Source organism: Lacticaseibacillus parakribbianus (assembly GCF_025490915.1).
Lineage (GTDB): Bacteria > Bacillota > Bacilli > Lactobacillales > Lactobacillaceae > Lacticaseibacillus > Lacticaseibacillus parakribbianus.
Genome location: NZ_JANQBA010000010.1, coordinates 100,816 through 116,026 on the forward strand (window position 1 = coordinate 100,816; position 15,211 = coordinate 116,026).

Here is a 15,211-nt window from a genome sequence, read left to right on the forward strand (position 1 = left end):
ACTTTAAGGTTTCTTGGAGGTTTTGCATGCGACTCATCCGCTTCATTCAGCGCCACGCCTTGTGGTTTGCGGCCCTAATGCCGGCCGTCATCATGGCCGGCTACTTCATCGCGACCAAGGTTTACCCCTTCGGCAACAGCAGCGTCATGACCGTCGACATGGGCCAGCAGTACATCGATTTTTACAGCCTGTGGCGTTCGACCGTGCTGGGCCACCCCGGTCAGCTGTTCTACGCCTTCAGCAAGGACCTGGGCGGCGACATGTTCGGGGTGTTCGCCTACTACCTGATGAGTCCGTTCAACGTCATCATCCTGCTGTTCCCCAAAACGGCGCTGGATTTGGCCATCACCGTGATGACGCTGGCCAAGTATGCAGCCTGTGGCCTGACGATGGGCCATTACCTGCGCTTTCACGGGGCCAAAGGCGGCTGGCTGATCGGGCTGGCTTGCGCCTACGCGCTGTCCGGGTGGATGCTGGCCAATCAGCTGAACCTGATGTGGCTGGACGCCGCGGTGTTTTTGCCGCTGGTGGCGCTTGGGCTCGACCGGCTGGTGACCTCGCGGCGCGTGGTCGGCTACGCCTTGTGGCTGGCCGTGGCGATTGTGGCCAACTACTACATGGGCTACATGATCTGCCTGTTTTTGATCGGCTACTTCGGCTTTGCGCTGGTCGCCGCTCACCCGACCCGCCGCCAGGCTATCCAAGCGTTCGGCCGCTTTGCCGGCGGGTCGCTGCTGGCCGGGGCCGCGTCGGCCTGGGTGCTGTTGCCGACACTGTTTCAGCTGGCGCAAAGCAAGGGGACCTACACCGTCACCAAGATCCACTGGCGCTTCGAGTCCGACCCGATGAAGCTGTTGGGCAAGCTGTTTGCCGGCTCGTTCTCCTTTGACCAGATGCCAAGCGGTGAGGCCAACATCTTCGTCGGCAGCCTGGCGCTGATCGGCTTTGCCCTGTACTTCTTCGATCGCCAGGTCAACTGGCGCGAGCGGCTGGTCGCCGGCGGCTGGAGCCTGTTTTTGCTACTGTCGGTGATGTACGAGCCACTGGACCTGCTGTGGCACGGCATGCAATTTCCCGTCTGGTACCCCTACCGCTTCTCCTTTGTCATCGTCTTTTGGGTGATTCAGCTCGGCTGGCGGGAGCTTGCGCTGCACCCCGCGGGGCCCAGCGCCGTTCAACTGATTGGGGCCATCGTCGCGGCCGCGGCCCTTTGCGCCTTCGTCTTTTGGCAGGCCGACGATTACCCCTACCTCAGCACCCACCAGATTGTGCTGACCACCCTGATGCTGGCCGCCGCCTTGGTGCTACTCGCCATTCGTGACGACACCAAGCCCTGGTTCCACGCGCTGGTCTGCGTGCTGCTGATTTTTGATGCCGGCAGCAACGCCGTGGTCACCCTCAATCAGCTCAGCTACATCAGCCACTCGGATTACCACACCTACACGGAGGCCCTGCGCGGCGGGGTGACCAAGCTGCAGCGCCGCATCGGCACGGCGGATCGCATCGGCAAAACCGTCTTGCGAACCAAAAACGACGCGATGCAGGTCGGCTACATGGGCACCGACCAGTTCAACTCGATGTTCGAGCCGGCGGTGCCGACCTTCTTTGGCGCGATCGGCCAATCCGCCGGCGACGGCTTTGTCGCCTACACTGCGGGCACCGTTTTGACCGACGCCTTCTTGGACCTGCGGGGCTTTGTCACCCCTAACCTCGACGGCACCAGCACCGCCTTTTTGCCTCAGGTGTCGGCGCGACCCGACCTGTTGACCTACGACCAGGCCGGCCACACCGAGGCGCTATCGCTGTACGAGAACCCTTACGCGCTGGGGCTGGGTTTTGCGGCAAGCGCCGACATTTTGACTACCAAGCTGACCGCAGGCGCCCCCGTGCTCAACCAGGAACGGCTGATGAACGGTCTGCTGGGGGCCAAAACCGGCACCTACTTCACGCCGCTTGCGCTGTCCGCGCCGCACCTGGTAGGCGTCACCCAAACCGGCGCGGTGTTCAAGAAGAAGCCGATTGCCAAGGCCACCACGGTGTCGTACACCTTCACGGCCAAGACGACCGATCCCTACTACCTGCAAATCGGGGCCAACTTCACCGACGGGCTGGTCAGCCTGACCCAGGACGGTCGCGCCGTGCCGATTTACGACACCTTCCGCGACAAGGAGCTGTTGAACGTCACGCCGACCGAGCCCGGCAAGCCGACGACGTTGACCTTCACCCTCAAAAAAGACAGCGCCGACTTCGCCGACTTGCAGCTGTACCAGCTCGACTTCGCCAAGGCGACGGCCGGCCTCAACACGCTGCGTCGTGGCACCTGGCAGCACCTGCAACTGGGCGACCGCAGCGCCCAAGCCACCATCACCGTGGCCAAGCGCCAGGTGCTGATGACCACGATCCCCAACGCCCCGGGCTGGCACCTGACCGTCGATGGCCACCCCACCGCGGCAAAGACGGCGCTGCGCCTGTTCATCGCCGTGCCGCTTGCGGCTGGCACCCACCGCATCACCCTGACCTACACACCACCTTACCTGTGGCTCGGGGTGACGATCAGCCTGTTGGCACTTTTGGTCGTCGCACTCCTGTGGTGGCTGACGCCGCTGGGTCGCCACGCTGGCCGCAGGCGTCTGGCTTGGCGGCGCTGATTCCGCAGAACGCAAAAATGGCGAGCCGAGTCGGCTCGCCATTTTGCGTCTTGCGGAATCAATCCTGTTCTTTTTGAACCAGCCCGTGCTGAAAGGCGTAGATGGCCGCCTGGGTGCGGTCTTCCACCTCCAGCTTGGCCAAGATGTTGGAGACATGAGTCTTGACCGTCTTGAGCGTGATGAACAGCTCGGTCGCGATTTCCTGGTTGCTCTTGCCCTTGGCGATCAGCATCAGTACCTCGCGCTCGCGGTTGGTCAGGTCGTCGTACAGCTCGGGCTTTTGTTTTTGGGTCAGCCGGTTCATCATCTTGGTGGTGACCTGCGGCTCGAGCACCGATTCGCCCTGGGCCGTCTGGCGAATCGCGTTGGCGATTTCCTCGGCGGTCGCGGTTTTGAGAATGTAGCTGGCCGCGCCGGCCTCGATGGCGGGATAGACCTTTTCATCGTCGATGAAGCTGGTCAAAATGATGATGCGGGCCTCGGGCCATGCCGCGAGGATCTTCTGGGTGGCCTCGATGCCGTCCATGTTCGGCATCACTAGGTCCATCAAGATCACATCGGGACGCAGGTCAAGCGCCATGGTCAGCCCCTCGCGACCGTCAGTGGCCTCACCGATCACCTCAAGGTCGGGCAACACGCCTAGGTAGGTGGAGATGCCCAATCGCACCATTTCGTGGTCGTCGACAATCAAAACTTTTATCATGCTTTAACTTCCTTTGAGAGCGGAACGCGGATTTCAACGCTGGTTCCCTGCTTGGGGAACGAAATCACCTTGGCCGCCCCGCCGATGCTGGCGGCACGTTCGGAGATGTTGGACAGACCGTAGCTGCCGGTCGTGTTTTCGGTTTTGGGGTCAAACCCCACACCGTCGTCGACCACCCGCAAAATCACGTTGGTATCGATGCGGCGCAGGTAGACCTCCAGGTTCTGGGCCTTGGCGTGGCGCAGGGTGTTGCTCAACAGCTCCTGCACGATGCGAAAGAGGTTGTCCTCCACCGCCGCAGACAGGTGAACATCGGCCAGCTCCCAGGTGATGTGAATCTTGATCTTGGTCTGAAGCTCCTGCAGCAAGGCAATGATACCTTCCCGCAACGACTTGCCCTCAAGCGTCGTCGGCCGCAGGTGCAAAAGCAAGGCTCGCATCTCGGCCTGGGCCTCGTTGATCACGGTTTCGATGGTGGTGATCTGGCGCAGCTCCGGCGCCTCCGGCCGCGTCTGGGTGACCACCGACCGCAGCGCCGACAGCATCATCATCGCCGCGAACAGCTGCTGGGACACCGAGTCGTGAAGCTCACGGGCCAGCCGGTGGCGCTCGCCGGTCAGAATCTGTTCCTTGGATTCACCGTCGACCATGACCGGGGCGCTGGAGTAGCGCTCGATTTCGTGCTGGAGCCGAATCATTTTCTGCCGCAGGGACTCAAGCTGCGTCGCCACGTCGTTGCCCAGGGCGACGTTGGCCTGGCCGGTTCGCGCCAGCACCGGCGCCTCGTATTGCCCCGCCACCAGCTGTGTGAGCCGGCGCGACAGCTGATTGTGCTGGTACCGCACGATGCCGTAAGTCGACAGGCTGACGATCAGCGCGACCAGCACCGCACCGGAAATCAGGTAGGCCAACACCGGCCCGGCGAACACAGTGGTCATCAGCAGGTTCAGGTAGCCGGTCTTGGTTCGCACCGCGACCATGTACACCAGACCGAACTCGAGGGCCCCGGTGAGCACCAAGGTGACCAAGAACTGCCACCAAATTCGTTGCCGCTTCATACCGATAACACCTCCAAGTCGCCGATCAGCACGTTGGTGATGATGTGGACGCGCCGGCTGGCGGTGTCGTAATCCTGGCTGAAGTGCTTCACACATTCATTATGCAGGGAAAGCTCGACGCCATCAAGGGTCAAATCGCCGAGAACGGCGCTGTGATCGACCATGATGCCGACGCCGACCGGCACCAGGATGCGGGTCTTGCCAAAGCCCTTGCGGATCACAATCGTGCTGTCGCCTTGGGGCAGCAAGGTGTTGCCGAGGTCGACGATGGTGTCGCCGGCGGCCAGAGTCAGGTTGATGTCGTCCCACTCGTAGACGCTTTGGCCGATGGTTTCGTCACCAAACCACGGGTGGCGCCGGCGGGTGCCGCCCTTGGGTGCGGCTTCGCCGGCCCGAACCGCGACGTACTGCTTCTTGGCCCAGGGCACGATGCGGTCGTGCTGCTTGCCCGAAAACACGCTCAAAAGCCCAATCAGGCCGATGAAGAGAATCACCCAGACCGTGGGGTTGGAGAACACCGCCACCACGATCAAAACGGCGCCCAGCGTCAGCCAGAAGGTTCGCCAAAAGCGGCCCTTGAGCCCCAGCACCAGAGCGAAGCTGCCGACCAGAAGCGACGCCAGAGACGACGGGTTGGTGACAGTTTGAAAGCCCAGCAGAATTAACAGGCCGCACTCAATCAGCCAAAATAGTTGCCATCGCCTATGCATGATTACCTCCCTGCCCGGTCACTTGCCAAATCGCGTCGGGCTTATGGGCCCATTATACCGAACCCTGCCCCCTGCCGCGTCCGGCTTGAGACCGAAAAAGACCCCGGCAAGCCGGAGTCTGACGCGGCAGGTTAACCCTGCACCTTGGTAATCTTGACGGTCATGTCGCCGCCCGGCGTCTGAATGCTGATCACGTCGCCAACCTTGTGGCCGATCAGCCCTTCGGCGATCGGGCTTTCGTTGGAGATTTTGCCGTTGAAGGCATCAGCCTCGGCGGCACCGACGATCTCGTAGGTTTCCTCCTCGTCGTCGCCGTCTTCGACGAAGCTGACGGTTTTGCCCAGCGACACCTCGTCTGCGGCCACCGCGTTGGCGTCGATGATCTGCGCGTAACGCAGCATGTTCTCGACGGTCACAATGCGGGTCTCAAGCGTGGATTGCTCGTCTTTGGCCGCCTCGTACTCGGAGTTTTCGGACAAGTCCCCGAAGCCTCGGGCCACCTTGATGCGGTTGATGACCTCCGGACGCTTCACGGTTTTGAGATTCTCTAATTCTTCTTGCAGCTTCACCTTACCGGCGGCTGTCATTGGGTAGACTTTATCTGCCATGGTATCCCTCAATTCTTCTTCTTATCAGTCGCAATATACAACCTGGCGTTGGCCCTTGTCAACAACCAGGCACTCAGTTGGTCAGCCCCCGGGCGTCCAAAATCGCCTTGATCTTGGTCACCAGCAGGTCAATGGCCACCGAGTTGCTGCCGCCTTCCGGCACGATGATGTCGGCGTAGCGTTTGGTCGGCTCGATGAACTGGTGGTAAGACGGCTTCACCGTCTTCAGGTACTGGCGGATGATGTCGTCGAGGTCGCGGCCCCGCTCCTTCATGTCGCGGCGAATGCGCCGGATGATGCGGATATCGTCGTCGGTGTCGACGTAGACCTTGATGTCCATCAGGTTGCGCAGCTCCTCATCGGCCAGAATCAAGATGCCTTCGACGATGATCACGTCCTTGGGTTCGACGTGAACCACTTGGGTCGAGCGGTTGTGGTCGGCGTAGTCGTAAACCGGCTTGTCGACCGGCCGCCCGGCGATCAGCTCCCGCAGCTGCTGGTGAAGCAGCGGGGTGTCGAAGGCCAGCGGGTGGTCGTAGTTGATCAAGCGCCGCTGTTCAAAGGGCAGATCCGAGTGCTTGTAGTAGGAATCCTGCTCGAGCAACAGCAGCGAGTGGCCGGAAAAATGGTCGAAGATGGCCCGAGACACGCTGGTCTTGCCGCTGGCCGAGCCGCCGGTCACGCCGATCACGATAGGTTTTTGAACTGTCAAAAAACTTGCCTCCAAATCCGGCCGCCAGTGGTGGCGGCGCTGCACCTTTGACGCGGTTACTTTGCGGTGCCGTTGTCCGCCGCGAACTTCGCGACGTTCACGTTCTGCTCGGCCAACGTCTTGGCGTAAAGAATCTCGCCGGTCTTGAGGTTGGCCACGAAGTACAGGTAGTTCGCCGCGCGGTCGGTCGGCGACAACACCGCGCGAATCGCGTCTTCGGACGGCTGATCGAACGGCCCCGGGCCAAAGCCGGCGTGTTTGTACAGGTTGTACGGCGAGTCGATGCTCGTGTCCTTGTTGGTCAGCTGCGTCTTGTAGGTGTTCAGCGCGTACATCACCGCGACGTCCGACTGCAGCGGCATCTTGATGGCCAGGCGGTTCAGGAACACGCCGGCAATCTTGCGACGGGAGACGGCGTTGACGCCTTCACGCTCCACCAGACTGGCCAGGGTCATGACCTCTTGCACCGAGTAGGACTTGGCCGCAATCGTACTGTAGTAGCTGTGCATCACCGAGTCGGTCTTGGCCACCATCTGGGTGATCAGGGCTTCCATCGTGGTTTTGCTGCCGACGTCGTAGGTCGCCGGAAACAGGTAACCCTCCAGCCGGTAGCGAACGCCGTTGGCACTCTGGGCGCTTTTGAGCAGCTTCGGGTACTTTTTGACCAGCGAGTTGAAGAACGTGTCGTCCTTCAGCGCCGACAGGAAGTTGGCCTTGGTCATCGCCGGGTTCTTCTTGCTGAGCTTGGCAATCTGATCGCCGACCTGCTCGGCTCGCACCCCTTCGGCCACCAGCACCGAGCCGACGGTCACATCGGATCCGGCACCGCCGCGCAACGCGGTCAGGATGTCGTCGAAGGAATCCGCCTTGGTGAACTGGTACGGCCCCGCCTGAAAACTCGGGACGTTGTGGAACTTCACGTAGAACTTGAACACCAAGGCGCTTTTGATCACGCCCTTTTGCTCGAGCAGGGTGCCGATGTCGCCGGTGCTGGCCCCCATCGGCACGGTGACCTCAATCTTGGTGTGGCTGCTGTCGTCCAGCGGCTGTAGGGCCCGGCGAACGTACAGGGCCGCCATCAGGCCAACCACCACCAGCAAGGTGGCAAAAATCCCGACCACCCAAGCCACGATGTGCCGCGAGGCCTGCATCACCTGCTGATCACGTTGTTTTTGCGCGTTGTTATTCGGCAAGTTCTCCACGATTGCCCTCCTCAAAATGACCGGACCGCTGCGTTCACGGCCGTTCCAAGCTGTTAGGCGCGACCTTGGCCACGCCGTCAGAAACCATTGTACCCGCGAAGACCCGCGGCGGCAATTGCTCTTGGCAAAGCAAACGTTTCCTTAAACAGAAAAACCCGCCGCACGTGCGACGGGCTGGCCGCTGGATCACGCAGCGGCGGCAAGGATCGGCGAGGCGATCAGCGAATCTGCGCCCCGAGCTGCTCTTGCAAGATCGTCGTCACGGCCGCGTAAGCCGCGTTGACGGTGTCTTCGGTCAAAGTGGCGTCGTCTCTGCGGTAGGTCAGCGTGTAGGCCAGACTCTTTTGGCCTGGGCCGACGTTGACGCCGAGGTACTGGTCGAACAAGTGAATGTCGCGCAGGTACTTGCCGCCAGCCTCCTGAATCTTGGCCTGAACCTGGGCGTTGGTGACGTTGGTGGCCACCTGCACCGCGATGTCGCGGGTCATCTCCGGGAACTTCGGCGCCGGCACGGCCTGCATCTGGCTTCTGTCGGCGGCCATCAAGGCGTCCAAGTTGAGCTCGAACACGTAGGTCTCTGGCAGGCTGTTTTCGGCCTCGAACTGCGGGTGCAGCCGCCCAATCAGCCCAATCTGCTGGTCACCCAGCAGAATCGCGGCGCTTTGGCCCGGGTGCAGCTCGGGCAGCGTGGTCAGCGCCTCAAAGCGCGGCGTGGCCTTGAGCCGGTAGTCGGCCAAAAGCGCCGAGACGATGCCCTTGACGTAGTAGAAGTCCACGGGCTCAGCGGCCTGGTGCCAGTTTTTGGCGATCACGTTGCCGCTGATGGCCCCGGCAACGTACTCGTGCTCGGACGGACGGGTGTGGCCGCTGCTGCGCAAGAACACGCGGCCTTGCTCGTAAAGCGCGAGGTCGGTCTGCTTCCGCGCCACGTTGTAGGCGACGGCGTCGACCAAACCGGACACCAGGTTGCGGCGCAGCGCCGCGTGATCCTCGGTCATCGGCAAGGCGACATGGGTCTCCTCCCCCGGTGCAATCATGAAGCGACCGGCCTTGGCCACGCTGGTCAGGCTGTAGGAAATTACCTGGGTCAGCCCCAGCCCCTCAAGGAGCTTGCGGGTGCGGCGAATCCGCGCCTGCTTGGGGGTGAAGGCGCCGATGGTCATCGTGGTGGTCGGCAGGGTGCTTGGCAGGTTGTCGTAGCCGTAGATCCGAGCGACCTCCTCGATCAAGTCGGCCTCGATGGCGATGTCCCAGCGCCGCGTCGGCACGGACACGGCGAAGAGCCCATCGGCCTCGGTAACGCCAAAGCCCAGTCGCTTGAAAATGCCGGTGACGACGTCTGCGTCAAGCGCCGTGCCCAGCACGTGGTTGATGCGCGACAACGAGATGTCGACCACGGCCGGCTCGGCGGGAATACTGGTGGCCGCAAGCGTCCCCTGGGCGACTTCGCCGTCGCCAAGCGCGGCCATCAGCCGCGCGGCCTCATCCAGCGCCTTGTTGATGCTACCGACGTCGATGCCTTTTTCAAATCGGGCGGAGGCTTGCGAACGCAGGTTGTGGCGCAGCGCCGTGCGGCGAACCGGCGTCGGGGCGAACTTGGCGGCCTCAATCACCACCGTAGTCGTGGTCTCAGTGATCTCGGAGTCCAGCCCCCCCATTACGCCGGCCAGGGCCACCGGCTTGGTGCCGTCGGTGATCACGATGTCTTCGGGATCCAGCTCGTGGTCGTTGCCGTCGAGCGTCTTCAGGTGCTCACCGGCGGCAGCGCGGCGAACCAGGATTTCGTGGCTGGTCAAGGCCGCGTAGTTGAAGGCGTGCAGCGGCTGGCCGTAAGTCAACATGATCAAGTTGGTCACGTCGACGATGTTGTTGATCGGCCGGATGCCGGCGTTCCAAAGCCGGCGCTGCAGCCAAAGCGGCGAGTCCTTGATGGTGACGCCGTCGACCACGCGCATCTGGTAGCTCGGAGCATCCGTGGCGTCTTGAACCGTGGCCTTCAGGTAACCGGCCACCGGCTTGCCGGTTTCAACCACCGGCTTGTCCTCAAAGTGCGGCACGGTGTTGTAGGTCGCGCCGACCTCCCAGGCCACCCCGCGCATGCCCAGCGCATCCGCGCGGTTAGGCGTGATCTCAAAATCCAAGATTGCGTCGTGCATCCCCAGCGCCTCCAAGGCGTCGCTGCCCGGAACCAGCGGTTCGTCAAAGACGTAGATGCCGGCGTCGAAGGACTTCGGGGCGACGGAATCGCTGAACCCGAGCTCCTGCAAGGCGCAGATCATGCCGAGGCTTTCCACCCCGCGCATTTTGCCCTTCTTGATCTTCTCGTTGCCGCCGATGCGGGCTCCCGGCAAGGCGACGATCACGGTTTGCCCCACCGCGATGTTCGGGGCCCCGCAGACAATCTGACGCAACGCGTCTTCGCCGACGTCGACCTGGGCGATGTGCAGGTGGTCGGAGTCCGGGTGGTCCTTGAGTGCGATCACCTTCCCGATCACGACCTTTTTCATCTTGCGATCGTCCGGGTAACGCACCGAGTCGACCTCGATGCCAGTGCGAGAGACCTTGTCCAGCAGTTCCTCAGGGGTGGCCGGTACGTCCACCAGTTCTTTGAGCCAAGCGTATGAAACATCCATGAATTAACCCTCCTGTTGGAACTGGGACAAGAAGCGCAGGTCGCCCTGGTAGAAGCTTCTGATGTCATCGATTCCGTACTTAAGCATCGCGAAGCGGTCGGGACCAAGTCCAAAGGCGAAGCCGCCGTATACGTCGGCGTCAACGCCGGCCGCGTTCAACACGTTCGGGTGAACCATGCCGGCCCCGAGTACCTCAATCCAGCCCGAGTACTTGCAAATCGGGCAGCCGGCGCCGTTGCAGCGGAAGCAGGACACGTCGACCTCGACGGAAGGTTCGGTGAACGGGAAGAAACTCGGCCGCAGGCGAATCTGGCGGTCGGCGCCGAACACGTGCTGCGCCAGGGCCAAAAGCGTCCCCTTCAGGTCGGCCATCGTGATGTGCTTGTCGATCACCAGTCCCTCGATCTGGTGGAACTGGTGGCTGTGGGTCGCGTCGTCGTCGTCGCGGCGGTAGACGCGGCCGGGGCTGATCATCTTGAGCGGCCCCTTTTTGAAGTCGTGAATCTCCATGGTCCGGGCCTGAACCGGGCTGGTCTGCGACCGCATCAAAAGCTGCGAGTCGATGTAAAACGTGTCTTGCATGTCCCGGGCCGGGTGGTCCTTGGGAATATTGAGCATCTCGAAGTTGTAGTGGTCCTCCTCGACCTCGGGACCGTCGACAACCTGGTAGCCCTGGCCGATGAAGAACTCCTCGACGTCGTCCATGATCTGCGCCAGAATGTGCGGGGTGCCTTGCACCACGGCGTCTCCGGGCAGGGTTACATCGAGGGTTTCATCCGCCAGGCGCTTTTGAATCGCGGCGTGTTCCAAGGCCGCCTTGCGCTCCGTAATCGCATCTTGCAGGTCGGCCTTGATTTTGTTGGCGAAGGCCCCGACCTTGGGGCGATCCTCCGCGCTTAGGTCCTTCATGCCGCGCAGCGCCTCGGTGATGGGGCCCTTCTTACCCAACAGGCCGACGCGGATCTGGTTCAGCGCATCGAGGTCGCGGGTCTCCTTGATCTGCTGGTGGTTCTCTTCGAACAGGTGCTCTAACTTGGTCTTAAGATCCATGGTGAACTTCCTTTCTTGACATGGTCACAATCGCGGCAAGACGCAAAAAAGACGCCTCGCCCCATAAGGGACGAAGCGTCGCGGTACCACCCTTGTTCACGACCGAAATCGTGCAACTCAACAGCATAACGGCAGGACCGGAGCTTTCTTGGCGAGGCCTCAAAAGTCTACTCTGAAAGTGAAAACAGGTTCTTGACCTTGAGGCACCTTCCAGTTGTGAGTGCCATTCCCTGAAAAGGTCGCCAACCCGAGCTTCCGTCATCGTATTTGGTTGATTCAGATGGGTTCAGTGTAGCACGTTTTGCCCGGCGCAACAAGGTCAGCGGCTACTCGCACTCGGCGTCCGACAGCCAGGCGTCGCCCCAGGTGTGGGCGGCGGCCATCACCGGGCTCAAGGCAGCACCCTTGCCGGTCAGCGCGTACTCGATCAAAGCCGAGTTCGAGTGCGTGATGCGATCGACCAGGCCCTCGCCTTCAAGCTCCTTGAGCCGCTCGACCAAGACGCGATCGGAGCACTTGGTGATCGCCCCGGCGATGTCTTTGAAGCGGGAAGGCCCGTGATTCAACAGCACCTCGAGAATCATTCCGTTCCACTTCTTGCCCAGAATCGCAAAGGTCTTGGTAAACTTCGGACAAAGCGTCAGTTTGTCGCACTCACTCGTTGTCGTCGCAATGCTCACAGCCATAATCTTCTCACCTCATGAATTTGCACTTACAATTAGATAGTATTAGTATAACGCATTCGGCGAAGATTACAAGGGCCAATGCGGCGGCGGTGACAAAGAGCCGCGGCGCTGGCCCCAGCGGCCGCCCTTCGCGGCTCAGGCAAGCGGCCGTGGCGACGTCGCCACGGCCGCGGTCGCCTCGCATTTCCCCCGCCGGCGGATCAAAAAAGCCACGCCGGCTGGCGTGGCCCTTGATCAGTTCAGGCTGTAGCGGAAGGGATGACGGACCTTCTTCAGCCACGGGACGAGTACCTCGTCGACCGCGGCGTAATCATCGACCAAGGAGACCACGAAACTTTCGCGGTACTTCGGCAAGCCCAGTGTGGCACCCCACATGTGCTTGATGATAATATCCTTCTCCATCGGTGTCAGGTCAGTGAGCTTCTCCGCATTGCGCAGGGCAATGCGCGGATGAATGTAGGCGTGTGTGCCTAAGTCAAACTTCGTCGTCCGCCAGTCGTAATAGAACAGATCGTGAAGCAACCCCGCGCGAGCTAACGCGCGGACATTCAGGTGCCATTTCTTCCCGAGCAGGAAGCTGCGGTAAGAAACGCTGATGCAGTGATCCAACCGATTGGAGTAATGGTGCTGGGTGTAGTCCGCCAGTTTTTGAACCGCCGGCTGAGCCAAGAGATCGGCCACCAGCGCCAGGTACTCGGTATCGGTCTGCCAAGTCAGTTCTGCCATCGATCGAAGTCCCTTCTTGTGCCTGTCGTTCAACACGCCTTAAGTATAACAGGTTCCACCGGTGGCTGGCACGAGATTAAGCAACTCTTAATTAGGCGGTCAGGTGAAAGAGCACGACGGCGGCGGCAATCGCCACGTTGAGCGATTCGGCGCGGCCCTTGATCGGAATGTACAGGTTGGCATCGGTCTGGGCCAAAACCGCCGGGCTCATGCCGTTGCCCTCGTTGCCGACCACCAGCGCGAACTGGGCGGCTGGGGCCACGTCCTGGTAGCCCTGCGCGTTCTTGTTCAGCTCGGTGCCGTACACCGGAATCCCCGCGGCCTGCAGCTGGGGAATCACGTCCAGAAGCGGTGCAGTCACCAGGTTGACGTGAAACTGGCTGCCCTGCATCGCGCGAAGCACCTTGGGGTTGAAGGCATCGGCGGTGCCGTTGCCAAACACCACGGTCGCCACCCCGGCGGCATCCGCGGTGCGAACCAAGGTGCCGACGTTGCCGGGGTCTTGAATGCCGTCCAACAGTAGGGACTGGCCGGACAAGGGCTCGCTCAGCTTACCTGGGACCCGCGGCAGCACCGCAAAAATCCCCTGCGGCGTCGGCGTCTCGCTCAGGTGCTTAGCGACGTCTTCCGAAATCTCGGTGGTGATGTCGTACAGCGGCTTGAGCAGCCGCTCGTTCAGGTACTTCTCGGTGGCGTAGATGCGCTTGGGCGTGATGCCGCTCAACAGCGCCTCTTCCACTAGGTGCCACCCTTCCAGCAGGTAGGCTTGCCCCTCCTTTTGGTACTTCTTGGTCGCCAGCTTCTTGGCGTTTTTGATGTGCTCGTTTTTAGCAGATTGAATGTATTCCATGTCGCACCTCCGGCCTTCAGTCTACCATAGCCCACCGCCAATTATGCTAAAATAGGAGATAAATTGGAGGGAGACACATGGCAATGATTGCAAAACGAATTCAGGTCGGCGGCCGCGTCCAAGGCGTCGGCTTCCGCTGGATGACCCTAATGGTGGCCCAGCAACTGCACATCGTCGGCATGGCCCAAAACCAGCCGGACGGCACCGTCTTGATCGAGGCGGTCGGCCCCGAGGCGGCGATGGCCAAGTTTACCGCCGCGGTCAAGGCCAGCCCGAGCCCCAGCGGTAAGGTGCTAAGCTACCACGAGCAGGTGCTGGACCCGATTCCCGCCTACAGCCGCTTTTCGGTGCGGTGATGCGTGTGACACGCGGCAAAATCAGCCTTCAGGCGGGTTGCACCGCACCGTGGCTTCAAGTATGATTGTTGGCAGTACATATTGAAGGGACAGACAACATGCGTAATTGGAAAAAATGGGCGCTGTTAGGCGGCATGAGCAGCGTCGCCTTGCTCTTGACCGCCTGCGCCAAGCGAACCACCACGCAGATGAAGCCGCCCAAGGGCTTCTTCGGCGTCTTCTACACCTGGATCGGCAAGCCGCTTCAGAACCTGATGGAATGGATTGCCAACAACCTTGGCACCGCCAGCGCTTACGGCATCGCCATCATCATCATCACCGTGGTCGTGCGGCTAATCTTGCTGCCGCTGATGCTGCGCCAGCAAAAGAACATGACCGAGTCGCAGGAAAAGATGAAGGTCTTGAAGCCGCAGATCGACCTGATTCAAGCCGAGATGAAAAAGCCGCACAGCCAAGAAGACACGCTGCGCCTCAACCAGATGATGCAGGACGTCTACCGCAAGAACGGCACCAGCATGATTCCGCAGATGGGCTGCCTGACGCTGTTGATTCAGCTGCCGATTTTCTCCGGCCTGTATCAAGCGGTCGCCTACTCGCCCGAGATCTCCTCGAGCAAGTTCTTCGGCATCGCGCTGGGCCAATCCAGCATGGTGATCACCATCATCGCGACCCTACTGTACGTCGCGCAAAGCTTCATCATGCTGCAGACCTACCCGCCGGAACAGCGCAAGCAGATGCAAACGACGGCCTTCCTGAGCCCGCTGATGACCTTCTTCTTTTGCATGATGTACAACGCCGGGCTCGGCCTGTACTTCTTGGCCGGCGGGATCATCATCCTGGTCCAGCAGGTCATCGTGACCTATGTGATCACCCCGGCGATTCGCGCCCGGATGGACAAGGACCTCGCCGATAACCCGCCGGTGATCGTTGTCGATGAGACCACCTTCGCCAAGCCGGAACCGGAACCGGCCGCCGAGGTCAGCACCACCGGTGATCGCCCGGAGCGCCCGGCTCACGGCCGCAACGCCGGCAAGCAGCATCGGCACCACGATTAAGAGATTCATCCGGTCCTCTCGCCCAGCGCAAGAGGACTTTTTTTGGCTCTTCGTCAAGTGGAGTTGATACAGATTTATGAGAGTGCCTGGGCCTTAATTGGTCTGGGTGCTCTTTTATTAGTGCCATTTGGTTTGAACCAGACGCGTTCCAAGAAAATGCGGTTGATGAAGTTCATCCAGTTCTTATACCCGTATGCTGTGTTTTTGATTCGTT

Annotated in this window: 14 protein-coding genes; 3 read left to right on the forward strand and 11 right to left on the reverse strand. The window is 61.0% G+C overall.

All coding sequences use genetic code 11. The features are described 5' to 3' along the window. Nucleotides 1–26 precede the first annotated feature (26 nt). A complete protein-coding gene (locus tag NUH19_RS09455) occupies nucleotides 27–2,648 on the forward strand; it encodes a YfhO family protein (protein WP_262316309.1) in 2,622 nt (873 codons plus the stop codon). Between the two features lie 58 nt (nucleotides 2,649–2,706). Here the strand turns inward: NUH19_RS09455 and NUH19_RS09460 are convergent, their stop codons facing one another. The 11 genes from NUH19_RS09460 to NUH19_RS09510 all read right to left on the reverse strand — a co-directional run bounded on the left by NUH19_RS09460 (nucleotide 2,707) and on the right by NUH19_RS09510 (nucleotide 13,586). Beyond that, nucleotides 2,707–3,351: a response regulator gene (locus NUH19_RS09460; protein WP_262316310.1), complete on the reverse strand. Its 645-nt coding sequence runs from the start codon at nucleotides 3,349–3,351 to the stop codon at nucleotides 2,707–2,709. Beyond that, nucleotides 3,348–4,409 carry a sensor histidine kinase gene (locus NUH19_RS09465; RefSeq protein WP_262316311.1) on the reverse strand — a complete coding sequence of 354 codons (1,062 nt, stop codon included), beginning with the start codon at nucleotides 4,407–4,409 and terminating at the stop codon, nucleotides 3,348–3,350. The genes NUH19_RS09460 and NUH19_RS09465 overlap by 4 nt, the downstream gene beginning before the upstream one ends. Further along, nucleotides 4,406–5,119: a cell wall-active antibiotics response protein LiaF gene (gene liaF, locus NUH19_RS09470; RefSeq protein WP_262316312.1), complete on the reverse strand. Its 714-nt coding sequence runs from the start codon at nucleotides 5,117–5,119 to the stop codon at nucleotides 4,406–4,408. The genes NUH19_RS09465 and liaF overlap by 4 nt, the downstream gene beginning before the upstream one ends. A 131-nt stretch (nucleotides 5,120–5,250) precedes the next feature. Further along, nucleotides 5,251–5,727, reverse strand: a complete 477-nt coding sequence (gene greA, locus NUH19_RS09475) for a transcription elongation factor GreA (RefSeq protein WP_262316313.1) — start codon at nucleotides 5,725–5,727, stop codon at nucleotides 5,251–5,253. Nucleotides 5,728–5,800: 73 nt separating this feature from the next. Further along, complete coding sequence (gene udk, locus NUH19_RS09480) at nucleotides 5,801–6,439, reverse strand: uridine kinase (RefSeq protein ID WP_262316314.1); 639 nt, start codon at nucleotides 6,437–6,439, stop codon at nucleotides 5,801–5,803. A gap of 56 nt (nucleotides 6,440–6,495) precedes the next feature. Then, nucleotides 6,496–7,590 carry an endolytic transglycosylase MltG gene (gene mltG / locus NUH19_RS09485; RefSeq protein ID WP_276580280.1) on the reverse strand — a complete coding sequence of 365 codons (1,095 nt, stop codon included), beginning with the start codon at nucleotides 7,588–7,590 and terminating at the stop codon, nucleotides 6,496–6,498. Between the two features lie 269 nt (nucleotides 7,591–7,859). Then, nucleotides 7,860–10,274 carry a phenylalanine--tRNA ligase subunit beta gene (pheT, locus tag NUH19_RS09490; RefSeq protein WP_262316316.1) on the reverse strand — a complete coding sequence of 805 codons (2,415 nt, stop codon included), beginning with the start codon at nucleotides 10,272–10,274 and terminating at the stop codon, nucleotides 7,860–7,862. Nucleotides 10,275–10,277: 3 nt separating this feature from the next. Then, a complete protein-coding gene (pheS, locus tag NUH19_RS09495) occupies nucleotides 10,278–11,324 on the reverse strand; it encodes a phenylalanine--tRNA ligase subunit alpha (RefSeq protein WP_262316317.1) in 1,047 nt (348 codons plus the stop codon). Between the two features lie 326 nt (nucleotides 11,325–11,650). Further along, nucleotides 11,651–12,010, reverse strand: coding sequence for a winged helix-turn-helix transcriptional regulator (locus NUH19_RS09500; protein ID WP_262316318.1), 360 nt, complete (start codon nucleotides 12,008–12,010; stop codon nucleotides 11,651–11,653). A gap of 234 nt (nucleotides 12,011–12,244) precedes the next feature. Further along, a complete protein-coding gene (locus tag NUH19_RS09505; protein WP_262316319.1) occupies nucleotides 12,245–12,736 on the reverse strand; it encodes an HD domain-containing protein in 492 nt (163 codons plus the stop codon). A gap of 91 nt (nucleotides 12,737–12,827) precedes the next feature. Beyond that, nucleotides 12,828–13,586 carry a TrmH family RNA methyltransferase gene (locus NUH19_RS09510; RefSeq protein WP_262316320.1) on the reverse strand — a complete coding sequence of 253 codons (759 nt, stop codon included), beginning with the start codon at nucleotides 13,584–13,586 and terminating at the stop codon, nucleotides 12,828–12,830. Nucleotides 13,587–13,663: 77 nt separating this feature from the next. On the opposite strand from NUH19_RS09510, the gene NUH19_RS09515 reads away from it, so the two are divergent. Continuing rightward, a complete protein-coding gene (locus tag NUH19_RS09515) occupies nucleotides 13,664–13,942 on the forward strand; it encodes an acylphosphatase (protein WP_262316321.1) in 279 nt (92 codons plus the stop codon). 98 nt (nucleotides 13,943–14,040) lie between these two features. Further along, entirely contained in the window at nucleotides 14,041–14,997 is a 957-nt protein-coding gene (yidC, locus tag NUH19_RS09520) for a membrane protein insertase YidC (protein WP_262316322.1), read from the forward strand. Nucleotides 14,998–15,211: the final 214 nt, after the last annotated feature.